The organism is Williamsia sp. z71 (genome assembly GCF_059553375.1).
Map to the genome: position 1 here is coordinate 18,034 of NZ_JCANWX010000015.1, position 12,274 is coordinate 30,307.

General features: G+C 65.3%; 8 protein-coding genes. 5 read left to right on the plus strand and 3 right to left on the minus strand.

What is annotated here, in order from left to right; all coding sequences use genetic code 11:
* Positions 1–2: 2 nt before the first annotated feature.
* On the plus strand, positions 3–2,006 hold the full coding sequence (locus AC51GR_RS25170; protein ID WP_496327389.1) for a 5-oxoprolinase/urea amidolyase family protein: 2,004 nt from the start codon (positions 3–5) through the stop codon (positions 2,004–2,006).
* Entirely contained in the window at positions 2,003–3,664 is a 1,662-nt protein-coding gene (gene atzF / locus AC51GR_RS25175) for an allophanate hydrolase (RefSeq protein ID WP_496327390.1), read from the plus strand. Before AC51GR_RS25170 ends, atzF begins: the two co-directional genes overlap by 4 nt.
* On the opposite strand, the gene AC51GR_RS25180 is transcribed toward atzF, so the two are convergent.
* Complete coding sequence (locus AC51GR_RS25180; protein WP_496327391.1) at positions 3,636–4,523, minus strand: TIGR03621 family F420-dependent LLM class oxidoreductase; 888 nt, start codon at positions 4,521–4,523, stop codon at positions 3,636–3,638. The genes atzF and AC51GR_RS25180 overlap by 29 nt on opposite strands.
* A gap of 199 nt (positions 4,524–4,722) precedes the next feature.
* Between AC51GR_RS25180 and AC51GR_RS25185 the strand changes: the two genes are divergently transcribed.
* Complete coding sequence (locus AC51GR_RS25185) at positions 4,723–6,009, plus strand: HNH endonuclease signature motif containing protein (RefSeq protein ID WP_496327392.1); 1,287 nt, start codon at positions 4,723–4,725, stop codon at positions 6,007–6,009.
* Positions 6,010–6,194: 185 nt separating this feature from the next.
* Here AC51GR_RS25185 and AC51GR_RS25190 read toward each other — a convergent pair whose 3' ends face one another.
* Positions 6,195–7,250 carry a class I SAM-dependent methyltransferase gene (locus tag AC51GR_RS25190; protein WP_496327393.1) on the minus strand — a complete coding sequence of 352 codons (1,056 nt, stop codon included), beginning with the start codon at positions 7,248–7,250 and terminating at the stop codon, positions 6,195–6,197.
* Positions 7,237–9,948, minus strand: a complete 2,712-nt coding sequence (locus AC51GR_RS25195; protein WP_496327394.1) for an HAD family hydrolase — start codon at positions 9,946–9,948, stop codon at positions 7,237–7,239. Before AC51GR_RS25195 ends, AC51GR_RS25190 begins: the two co-directional genes overlap by 14 nt.
* 192 nt (positions 9,949–10,140) lie before the next feature.
* On the opposite strand from AC51GR_RS25195, the gene AC51GR_RS25200 reads away from it, so the two are divergent.
* Both AC51GR_RS25200 and AC51GR_RS25205 read left to right on the plus strand, forming a co-directional pair.
* Positions 10,141–10,818 carry a histidine phosphatase family protein gene (locus tag AC51GR_RS25200; RefSeq protein ID WP_496327395.1) on the plus strand — a complete coding sequence of 226 codons (678 nt, stop codon included), beginning with the start codon at positions 10,141–10,143 and terminating at the stop codon, positions 10,816–10,818.
* A gap of 52 nt (positions 10,819–10,870) precedes the next feature.
* Entirely contained in the window at positions 10,871–12,226 is a 1,356-nt protein-coding gene (locus AC51GR_RS25205; RefSeq protein ID WP_496327396.1) for a DUF2867 domain-containing protein, read from the plus strand.
* The last annotated feature ends 48 nt before the right edge of the window (positions 12,227–12,274 follow it).

The following is a 12,274-nucleotide window of genomic DNA, read 5'->3' on the forward strand; positions in this document are numbered from 1 at the left end:
CAATGTCGACGATCTCGGTCCTGCGGGCGGGTCCGCAGACCACCATCCAGGATTGGCCCGGACGTATCCGGCACTGGCAGGTCGGTGTCCCACCGTCGGGGCCGATGGACGACCTGTCGTTCCGCCTGGCGAACGTGGCGGTCGGAAACCCCGAGGGCGCAGCCGGACTCGAATGCACCCTGATGGGGCCGCGGTTGACGTTCGCCGAGGACACCGTCGTCGCGGTCACCGGTGCGCCGGCCGTTGTCACCGTCGGTTCGATTCCGGTGCCGCAGTGGGCCCCGGTCACGGTGAAGGCCGGGGAGATCCTCGACATCGGCGCGGCCGGACCGGTCGGGATGAGGGTCTACGTGGCCGTCGCCGGTGGTGTCGAGGCCGAGGAGTACCTGGGTAGCCGTTCCACGTTCACGCTCGGCAAGTTCGGCGGCAAGGACGGCCGTCCGCTCACCGAGGGCGACACCCTCACCTGTGCCGGTGCCGACCTGGTCACTGCGCCCCGGCGCATCCTGAACGAGGAGAAGCCCGCGCTCACCGAGAACTGGCACCTCGCGGTGACCGTCGGACCGCACAGCGCACCCGAGTTCTTCACCGTAGAAGACATCGACGACCTCTACAACACGCCCTACGAAGTCCACTTCAACTCCGACCGGACCGGCGTCCGGCTCGTCGGACCCCAGCCGCGCTGGGCCCGCACCGACGGCGGCGAGGCCGGTCTGCACCCGTCGAACATTCACGACAACGCCTACTCGGTCGGTGCGCTGGATTTCACCGGCGACACCCCCATCCTGCTCGGGCCCGACGGTCCGAGTCTGGGCGGCTTCGTCTGCCCGGTCACGATCACCACCGCCGATCGCTGGAAGATGGGACAGCTCAAACCCGGCAACACCGTGCGCTTCGTCCCCGTCCGTTCAGCGCAGACGGCCAGCCCCGCCGACCTCGGTTCGGCCCGTCGCTCCGACATCAGTGTGGTCTTGTCGTCCGGCGGCGACCTCGACAACGGTGTCCTGGGGTCCACGATGACCGCCGACGGCAGCACCGTGGTCACCTACCGGCGCAGCGGTGACGACAACATCCTGGTCGAATACGGCGACATGACGCTCGACCTGGCGCTGCGGGCCCGCGTCCACGCACTCGCCCAGCGGATCGAAGCGGATCGTCCGGCCGGACTCATCGACCTCACCCCCGGCATCCGGTCGTTGCAGGTCAAGGTCGACCCGACCAAACTGCGGCAATCGGTTCTGCTGGACTGGCTGATCGAGTGCGAGGCCCAGTTGCCGGCCGCGTCGGAACTGGTGGTCCCGAGCCGGACCGTCCACCTACCGCTGTCCTGGGACGATCCGGCAACGCGGGAGGCCATCGAGCGATACATGCTCGGGGTCCGCTCCGATGCCCCGTGGTGCCCCTGGAACATCGAGTTCATCCGGCGGATGAACGGACTCGACTCGGTCGACGATGTCCACCGCATCGTCTTCGACGCCTCGTACCTCGTGCTCGGCCTTGGCGACGTGTACCTCGGTGCACCGGTTGCGGTCCCCCTGGATCCCCGCCATCGGCTGGTCACCACCAAGTACAACCCGGCCCGCACGTGGACACCGGAGAACGCGGTCGGGATCGGTGGCGCCTACATGTGCATCTACGGCATGGAAGGTCCCGGCGGCTACCAGTTCGTCGGGCGCACCACCCAGGTGTGGAATCATCGGCATCCACTGGAAGCGGCCGGATTCGACCCCGAGCACCCGTGGTTGCTGCGCTTCTTCGACAAGATCAGGTGGTACCCGGTGAGTGCGGACGAACTGCTCGACCTGCGCGCCGACACCGCTGCCGGTCGTGGTGAGGTGAAGATCGAGCACGGGACGTTCTCGCTCGCCGAACACCAGCAGTACCTCGACGAGAACGCCGCCGACATCCTCACCGAGCGAACGGCGATGGAGATCGCCCGAACCGAAGAACGTCGACGCTGGTCCGAAGGTGGCGAGTTCGCCATCAAAACAGGAAGGGTGGCATGAGCCGCATCGCCGAGATCTACGCCGCGATCGCCGCGGCCGATCGCCCGGAAGTCTTCATCACACTGCGTGAGCAGGCCGACGTAACCCGCGAACACGCCGCATCTTTGGCCGCCGGCGGTCCGCTTGCCGGTGTGGTCCTGGCAGTGAAGGACAACGTGGACGTGGCCGGGCTCCCGACCACGGCCGCCTGCCCCGGCTACGAATACCTGCCAGAGGTCGACGCTGTCTCGGTCGCCGCGCTCCGGGCCGCGGGCGCGGTGGTCATCGGCAAGACCAATCTCGACCAGTTCGCGACCGGGCTCGTCGGAACCCGTAGTCCCTATGGCGCGGTGCGTGATTCCCGTCGCGACGACCGGATCTCCGGTGGATCCAGTTCCGGATCGTCCGTCGCCGTCGCCCTGGGTTTCGCCGACATCGCGATCGGCACCGACACCGCCGGATCCGGTCGGGTGCCGGCCGGTTTACAGGGCATCGTCGGCATCAAGCCGACGCTGGGCGTGGTCAGCACCACCGGTGTCGTACCGGCGTGCGCGAGCTATGACTGCGTCACGATCCTGGCCGCCGACCTCGACCTCGCCAACCGCGCGATGGGCGTGATGTCCGACGTCGGAACATGGCCCGCCGATACCAATTTCGCAGCGGCCGAGCACCCGGTGGTTGCGGTCCCGGAGACGCTGCCCGCCTTGGACGAACGCTGGCAGGCCGCCTTCGCAGCAGCCGTTGAACAGGCTCAGTCGGCGGGCATCGTGGTCAAGCGCATCAACATCGACGACTTCCTCGCCGCCGCCAAGCTCCTGTACGAGGGCGCTCTGGTGGCAGAACGGTACGACGCGGTCGGCGAGTTCATCACGGCCGCCGACGATTCGGCTGGTCTCGACCCGACGGTGGCCGGGATCATCGGTGGTGCCGACCGCTTCCGGGCCACCGAGCTGCTGGCCGATCGTCGACGCGTCGAGGAGTTGCGTTTCCGCGCACTCGAGGCCCTCGGCGACGCCGCGGCCCTGCTGGTGCCGACGGCCCCGATGCATCCGACCCTGGCGCAGGTGGCCGCCGATCCGGTCGGGGTCAACGCGACGATGGGCACGTACACCAATTTCTGCAACCTCTTCAACCTGTGCGCGGTGGCCGTCCCGGCCGGGGAGGTCATCGAATCAGATGGCAGCACAGCGCAGTTCGGCATCACCGTGATCGGACGTGCCCATGACGACGCCGTTGCACTCGACATCGCCGGGCGCATCGGCAGCAGCCTGCCTGCCACCGGTCCGTCGTGGCCGGAGCGAGCGGGTGCCGATGTCACCGAGGTGTTCGTTGTCGGGGCCCATCTGCGGGGACAGCCCTTGGACAGTCAGTTGACCAGCCGCGGTGCCCGATGGTCGGGTGAAGCCGCGACCGCGCCGGAATACCGTCTGGTCGCGCTCGACACCCAACCGGCCAAGCCCGGACTGGTCCGCGACAGCGACCACGGCAAATCCATCCGCGGCGAACTCTGGACCCTGTCCCCGGCGGCCCTGGGCGAGTTCCTCGCAGAGCTGCCCGCGCCGATGACACTGGGTCCGGTTGAGCTCTCCGACGGTCGCTGGACTGTCGGCTTCGGTTGCAGTCACGATGCCGTGGCCGACGCCGAACCACTCACTGCGACACACTGGTTGGAGCGCTAGGCTGCCCTCCCCGCAGTTCTGAGATGACCCGCCCGTACGCCTGCAGATCGGCGGCGGGCGGGTCTATCGGCGTCAGGTAGCTGATTCCGAAGCGGTCCCGTAGTTCCCTGATCCGGGCAACGACCTCGGCATGGCTGCCGCGCAACCCGTTTGGCAACGCCAGGAGTTCGGTATCGGTATCCGTCGGTCGATGACTCCGCAGGACGTCGAGGTCGGGTTCACGATCGATGGCGAGATCAAGAATGATCAGATTGATCTCGAGTTGATCGAACCGGTCACCGGCCGCGGATCGGATGAAGCCGACACGCTCGGCGAGCACCTCGTCGTCGGCGACCACGGCGAGGGCGACGATATCGGCGTGCCTCGCCGCGAACGTGAGGATCTTGTCCCCGGTTCCGGCGATCATGATCGGCGGGGGCTTCTGCACCGATGGCGGCTCGTGGTCGTCACGCCCGAGAAGGTCTTTGAGTGCCAGCACCGTATCGCGTAGATGCTGCACCCGCTCACCGGGTGTCCCGAAAGGTAGACCGGCAGCGTCGAACTCGCTCTCCACATAGCCGGCGCCGATACCGACTTCGAAACGTCCCCCGCTGAGCTGATCGATACTGGCGACCTCTCGGGCCAGCAGGGCCGGACGATAGAAACCGGCATTGAGAACGAACGTGCCGATCCGGACAGTGGGCGCGACTGCCGCTGCGGCGGCCAACATGGGAAACGGGGCCCCGAGCTCAAGATGATCCGGCAACAAGATGACATCGACGCCACCCCGCTCGGCCTCACGAACCTGGGCCAAGAACTCAGCCGCACCACCACGACCCAGTAGGTTCACGCCGAACCGAAAGTCACGTGTTGTACCCATGCATCTCACCGTATCGAAAGACCAAGCGGTCCGGGCCCGTGTCGATCATCCCGCCGATCTTCCGCACACAGTAGCAATGTCAGACCCCTTTATTACACTGCCCTCCCCAACCGCGAGTGTCCCGAAACATTCTGCGCTACAGCGAAATAGAACTATTCGAAAGCTTGTGCGAACAGCGCCGGCGGCGTAAACTCGACTCATGGACTTCGGGGGAATGTTCGCCAGGTTGTCAGATCTGGCAGGGGATGCAACTTTGGTCGCCGGGGATGATGCGCAGGTTTCATCACACACGGTGGCGGTTATTCGACTCAATCACGTTGTGGAACAGATACTTTTCCGGCTGGTCGGCGAAGTCGACAAGCGTGGGTTGGCGCAGAAATCGGGTGTGCGATCCACCGCCAGGCTGCTCCAGCAGGAGGGGATGGCGCCGGCGGCGGCCCATCGATATGTGCGGGTGGGCAAGGCGCTCGGCGACATTCCCTCAGTGGCGGCCTACGGTGTGGACGGAACGCTGTCGGGCGAGCATGTGGACTCGATAGTGAAGGGTATCAACCACATTGAACGACGAAATCCAGACTTACCCGACACTGAACGAGACGATTGTGTCCGAGGCTTGCTGACCGAAGCGTTGATGGCCAGTCCGGCCGCGGTGTCGGAACGGGCGCGGCATATCGCGATCGTGTTGTCGCCACCGGACAAGCCGATCCCGGACGCCGAGAACCATGAGCTCAACGAGTTCACGCTGGGGAACGGTGACGATGGACGCAGCCACGGCACCTTGGATCTGGACAACCTGCTGGGCGAGAAACTACGGGTCGCGCTCGATCCGTTGTCGACACCGGTACCCGAACCCGACGGATCACCGGATCGCCGATCGAATGCCCAGATCCGCGCCGATGCTCTTGAGCGACTTCTCGATTCGTATCTCGATCAGGAAGACCGACCGTCGCGTGGCGGCGCAAAGCCCCATGTGGTGGTGACCGTGACCCCAGAACACCTGCAGGAGTTGCAACTACGCGGCATCCCAGGTGCCAAGGCGCCCACGTTGGCACCGGCCTTCGAATGGACCGGACCGGCATCAGCATCGACCGCCCAAATGGTGGCATGTGATTCGGTGATCACGAAGATCCTGCTCGACAACAATTCGGTGCCGCTCGATGTCGGCCGCGATCAACGGACAGTGACGCCGGCAATCCGAAAGGCCTTGATCGCCCGCGACCGGGGCTGTGCGTTCCCTGGGTGTGATTGCCCGCCCGGACGGACTGACGCCCACCACATTGACTTCTGGAGCCATGGTGGTGGGACCAGCATGATCAACATGGTTCTGCTGTGTCGGCGACACCACCGCTACATCCACCACCGTGGCTGGGAGGTCTTTATCAATCGCGATGGTCATCCGTGGTTCATCGCGCCGGACGACCTCACCAGGACCCCGATCCGATCCAACGCCCGCCGCACCCTGACTACCGAGCTCACCGCAGCCTGATCAACCCGCAGTTTTTCCATCCGCAACACGGCTGCCCCGTGCACTGCAGGATCTTTGACAACTTCACAGTGAAAGGCAGGTCGCCAGAACCCCGGTCGGTCGGATGAAACCCGCAAGATGATCGAGGGTTCCTCCGGGCCGGCCGGGGCCTGGTCCCGATACGGAAACTGCCGGGGCAGCGACCGCTAGTGTGAAGATCTGTCTCGACCAACCGCACGTATCCCGCGGACAGCTTTGCGCGCGGCACGTCGGGTCACGTTGCGGATCGAGATGGGTGGATTGGCCCGTAGTGCGGCCAGCTCTTCATGATGGCGGCGCTCGAGTTCGGCGACCTCGTCGCGTTGCTGCGCCCGTTGCAGTTCGAGCCGGTGCACGAGTTCGTCACGTTTGTCGGCGGCGTCGGCCATCTCGTACTGCATCGCGAGAACGCGGGTGTACAACGCGATCCGATTGTTCTCCATGGCCGCCAGCAACGGCGAGTTTCTGTACGGTTCGAGTGCCGCGCGAAGCCGATCGGACCGTTCCGGATCTCCGGTCGGATAGATGATTCCGAGGCCGAAGATGGCCGGCACCAAGGCAAACTCGTGAGTGCCCGACGGCTGCGCAGCGAGTGCGTCTTCGACAGCAGTCAATACGCCGTTGCGCTCACCTCCGGCCTCGATCGCGGCGGTGAAGTGCCCCAAACCGACAAACCCCGCCGGAGTGACCTCGTCGTGCCACACCGTGGGCCCGTCATCACCGTTCTCGTGAACACCGTCTGCGTTGACAGCATCCGCGTTGTAGTACTGATCTCGTCGGCCACAAGGCCACAACACGTCGTGGAGTATGACGATCGCGTCGGGAGCCTTGGCCAGGATCCAGTCGAGTTCAGCACGGACAGTGGCGTAGTTGTGATCGCCATCGAGGATGTAGACATCGCCGAGCGGGAGATCCCCGAGAATGTCCGGCGAAAACCCCTCAACCAGATGAAGATTGGGATTGTCCGCGAGAGCTTTTCGCATCTCCTCGGTCGGACTCGATTCGATGCAGTACACGTCGCCGGCACCGCGATCGAGATAGATCGAACTCGCCCCGCCGGATTCGACCCCGACCTCCACCACGATCGCCGGGGGCGACGCCGCAAAGATACGACCGATCACCTCTGAGAACAGGGTCAGCGAATGCAGGAGCAGGGGCGCTTGACGCGCAGTCCGCGCCTGCGCGTGTGGATCGCTTCGATCCCCGAACTCAGGTGTTGTCACGGTCGTCGTCCTCATCTTTCGGCGGAGGTGGCGGACTCCCGGCGCGAGCGACGATGCGGGCCACACCGGCGGCCAGTGCCAGCGGCCCACCCGTCCGATATTCGCCCTTGGCGCGAGCGGTCAATCTGGTGAGGCGCGGCCCGGGTGGCGGTCGATGCTGTAGACCCGACAACGACTGCGGCAGAACAGCAAACGCGATGGTTACCTGAGCCGTGCTGATCGGGGCCCCGGCCCGGGCGGCCAGCGGTATCCACACCGCCGAATGCGGGGCATGGAACTCGATCAGATTGCCGCCCAGCCATGTTGATTCCGCGTACACGAGGCCGGAGAAGTCCCCTGGGTGTTCCCAGCGCAACGGTTCCGCCAACCTATGTCCGCCGGCGGTGACGGTGGCCTCGATCCAATCGACCCGCACCAGCGCCGGCCGTCCGGGGATCGCGAGCGCGATGTCGGTCGCGTCGAACGCCTCGAAGTTCAGGCGCGCGAACGACAATCCGTTCCGGTTGATCCGCAGCGGAACCTTCGGTCCGTCATGCCACTTGCCGTCGCCCGTACGAAAACGCAGGAACGTCTTGCTACCGGGTTCGTCCGGCTCGAAAACCTCCGGGGGTACCGCACCGGAGTTCACGGCCTCCACGGCTGCGGCCAGCTTGGGATCGCTTGCCGCCAGCACCTGCGGCCAGAAGGAATCTCGCATCAGCAGATCGGTGACATCACCGGGCGACATGTATCCGACCGCGGGCAGGAGGTCCACCGGCACAACGTGACTCACCAGGTCCGAGCCGAAGTTGTCCTCGTGCTCCCAGGCCCCGAAGACCGCGGCCTCGTCAGCGGTGGGCGAGATGATCGACGAGGCGAGGATATTGCCCAGCAGTGGCACCTCACCACCGTTGAACGCCGGCCACTCCGTCGACGCCGAAGCGTAACGAATCCACTCGCCCTGAAAAGCGTGGACGGCTTCGTGGAGGGCTGCACGCGCATGTATCTGGGTTGCCGAACCCGCGATCGGTCCGAGGATCGGTTCACCGTCGGGGGTGAAGTCGAGCAGCGATCCGCAGAGACTGCTCACGCCCTGTTCCAGAACCTCCGGACTCCGGACGAGCGGACCGACGATGTCGACGGGCTCACCGGACGAGCCGAGATAACCCTCGAGGCGCAGACCACGCAGCGCGACCGCGGTACTGCGGGTATCGGTCGCGAGATACAGACCCGCAGGTGTGATCGGGATTCCGGCCAACTCCAAGGCCGTTGCCAGCTGGCTCTGGATGGTGGCACCCCACCCCAGGTCCACCAGCGTGATGTCGCCCGAGTCGAGAGCACCGACCGATCGCAGGTGCGCCAGCAGCCGTTCGCGGGTGGCTGTTGCGGTGGTGGCGATCCGGTTGCGTATCGCCGGAGACTCGGTCAGTGCGGTGGCCACGTCGTCGGCGATGACCCCGTTGTCGAGCACCGTGCCGAGTCGGGCCGACAACGCCGGCACATCACCGGGCCGCAGCTGGAGGATCCCCAACAGTCCGCCGATGGTCATACCGTGGCGGCGCCGCATGAACTTGTGGATGCTGTCCTGATCGACGAATCCCAGTGCGGCAACCGATGTCAGATGTCGGGACAGCCATACCGGCTTCGCCGTGACATCGAAGCCATGCAGGCGGGCGGCATTGTTGATCAGCGTCGAAAGCATCTCGCCTTCGCGCATCGGACACCAGAGCACCGAGGTGCCCTCTTCGTGAGCCCGGCGTGCAGCCCATTCGGCAAAACCGGTGAGTACCGGTCCGAGCACCGACGCACCGTAGCGCCACGCACAGGCCACATCGGGCGCGACGGCATCGAGCTGCGCATCCTCGATCAGCTTGGCTCGCAGACTCGTGATGCCGAAGTCGCCCTGCCTCAGATCCAGGCGGGGTGCACTGGCACCGAACGGTCCGAGGGGACTGCGCTCGCGGCGCAGGATCGGCTCGTAGCGCTCCCCGATGCGGGTGAAGTGCACGGTCCGGACACCCAACTTGCCGGGCACTGTCACATCGGGACGCTTGTTGTCGCCGATGTGCACGATCTGGCCGGGCAATACCCCCAACGCCTTGACCACGATCTTCCACAGACCTTCGGCCTTGTCGACACCGTGCTCATGAGAGCGGAAGAACCTCGCGGACTTGAGAGGTTCGAGTCCGGGCCGGTCCAGGAACCGGTCGAGGTGCTCCTGCAGGAAGTAGGTGTCGGACACCATGACGATCGGGATCGAGTGCGCGTGGGCGGTGTTGATGACCTCGGCGATGTCGAGGTCCGGCACCAGGGTCCGGTATTCCTCATCGATCTCTGCCTCGACGTAGAAATCGATGTCACCGGCCGTCATGATCGCGGTGGGCATCTCACGCCAGATGTCGTAGATCGACACCTCCGGACCGAGTGCTCCTCGCCGCTCCCGCGAATCCGACTCGGCCACGATCCGCATCCTGCGGAAGGTGGCTGCGTCGACCCAGGACGGCAAGGCGCCCTCCCTGGCGAGACGCTCGCCCAGCAGTGCGAACAGGTCGGTCGGACGCGGAACCCGTCGCCACAACACCGTGTCGAAAATGTCCAGTGACAGGACGGAACACGATCCGTCCCGCAGCATCTGCTGTACATCGGCGAGGGTGGTCCGGCCGCGACGCACCACCTGTTTGCTGGGTTCCATCACTTCGTTGATCAGCGTTCTGTCCAATCCGGTTTGTCTGGTTCAGCACATCCTAGTGACGAAGCACACCCCCGGGGCGAATCACAGATTGCCGTCTCGCCGAAGCACAACCGCCGCAGCGTCGATACTTGAAATAGGAAATTTGCGCCTACAGATGGCTCGCGGATCTTCAAGTGGGCCAACATCTCGATCGTCGACCGGTACCGGCAAGATGGGGCGATGGGTGTCATCTATCTGGTCCGGCATGGTCAGGCCGGCGTCGACGAAAACGGCTACGGCAGTTTGACGGAGCTCGGGCGCAGGCAGGCCCGCAACGTCGGTAAGGCGCTCGCCGCCCGCGCCGGCAAAGTGGACTTCACCGTCTCGGGAAACCTTGCACGCCAACTCGAGACGATCGAGGAAATCGTCGCGCAGTTCCCGAGCGGCATGGCGCCGGAGCCGGTGGTGAACCCCGGCTGGAACGAGTACAACCTCGAGCGTCTGGCCCAAACCCACGTACCGCCTCCCGGCAACGCACCGGACGCGACGTCGGCGCAGCGCGGGTTCCAGCGCAATCTCGACGACGCGTTGATCGAGTGGGCGAATGCGGCCGACGGTTCGTATACCGAATACCGCAACGGTGTTCGACAAGCGCTGGCCGAGATCGCCGGACACGCCGGGCCCGGACAGGTGGCGATCGCGGCGTCCTCCGCGGGAACCATCGGCGCGGTGATCGCCGACCTCTGGGGCATCAGCCCGGAGAACTGGCCCGCGGTCTCCCGGACGATGGTGAACGCATCGGTCACCAAACTCCTCGTCGGTCGCTCGGGTATCAATGTCATGTCGGTGAACGATCACGCCCACGCCGACATCGACGATGACACCGACGGCACGCGGCCCCTGGTGACCATGCGCTGACCGGAGGCCAGGTCAGCGGGGGTACCCGGTCGCTTCGGGCACACTGGGGCGTATGCAGCCGCAATCGACGCAGGCCCGCAAGATCCTGGTCACCGGCGCCACCGGATACATCGGTGGCCGTCTGGCACCGCGACTCATCCAACGTGGGCACGACGTCCGAGTGCTGGCGCGAACGCCCGACAAGCTGACAGGCGCCCCGTGGGCCGAACACGCCACCGTGATCAAGGGCGACCTGTCGGATCCGGAATCCCTGGCCGAGGCGTTCCGGGATATCGACGTGGTCTATCACCTGGTCCATTCCATGGGCGGGACCAAGGACTTCCGGGCCGAAGAGCAGCGCGCCGCCCGCAACGTGGTCTCCGCGGCCGAGGTCGCCGGGGTCAAACGCATCGTCTACCTGAGCGGACTGCATCCCACCGGTGTCGAACTCTCTGAACACCTCAGTTCACGCACCGAGGTCGGTGAGATCCTGATGGACTCCGGCATCGAGACGATCGTGTTGCAGGCCGGCGTGGTGATCGGTTCGGGGTCGGCGTCGTTCGAGATGATCCGGCACCTGACCGAACGCCTACCGGCCATGACCACGCCCCGGTGGGTCCACAACAAGATTCAGCCGATCGCGGTGAACGACGTCCTCCACTTCCTGATCGAGGCCGCAACCGCCCCGGTGCCCGCGTCGCGAACCTGGGACATCGGCGGTCCCGACGTCCTCGAATACGGCGACATGATGCAGGTGTATGCCGAGGTGGCCGGCCTCTCCAAGCGGCGCATCCTCGTATTGCCGCTACTCACCCCAACTCTCGCGAGTCGATGGGTGGGCACCGTGACCCCGATTCCGGGTGGGCTGGCCCGGCCGCTGATCGAATCACTCGAACACAATGCTGTGGTTTCCGAACACGACATCACCACCGTGATACCCCCTCCCACTGCGGGATTGACGTCGTACCGGACATCTGTCGAACTGGCGTTGGCCCGGATCGACCGCGGTGAAGTCGAAAGCACTTGGCAAAACGCATCTCCCGATCATCCGCCGGCCGATCCCATCCCCACCGACCCCGGATGGGCAGGCGAACAGGCTTACACCACGCACCATTCCGGCGACACGACGGCCGATCCGGAAACGGTGTGGAAGGTGATCGAAGCCGTTCGGGACCGCAAGCACTGGCAGGTGGACTCGTCCACCGATGGAAAGGTGTTGCGGCTGCGGTCGAACCGTGCGCCGGGCACCGCCTGGCTCGAGATCGAGGTGTCCGGCACCCACGAGGGAACCCACCTCGATCTGCGCACCGTGTTCTATCCACGGGGCGTTGCCGGCCGGACCTATTGGTACGCGACCTTGCCCCTCCACCGGAAAAGATACGACGCCATGACCACCGAGATCATCCGACGGGCCGAAAACCGATCCTGACCCATGGGTTTCCATCGCCGACGTGCAGGTGGAAGGCCATACTGGACC

Coding starts and splice junctions, on each gene's coding strand:
- AC51GR_RS25200 (WP_496327395.1), top strand. CDS start 10,141: ATGGGTGTCATCTATCTGGTCCGGCATGGTCAGGCCGGCGTCGACGAA.
- atzF (WP_496327390.1), top strand. CDS start 2,003: ATGAGCCGCATCGCCGAGATCTACGCCGCGATCGCCGCGGCCGATCGC.
- AC51GR_RS25185 (WP_496327392.1), top strand. CDS start 4,723: ATGGACTTCGGGGGAATGTTCGCCAGGTTGTCAGATCTGGCAGGGGAT.
- AC51GR_RS25180 (WP_496327391.1), bottom strand. CDS start 4,523: ATGGGTACAACACGTGACTTTCGGTTCGGCGTGAACCTACTGGGTCGT.
- AC51GR_RS25170 (WP_496327389.1), top strand. CDS start 3: ATGTCGACGATCTCGGTCCTGCGGGCGGGTCCGCAGACCACCATCCAG.
- AC51GR_RS25205 (WP_496327396.1), top strand. CDS start 10,871: ATGCAGCCGCAATCGACGCAGGCCCGCAAGATCCTGGTCACCGGCGCC.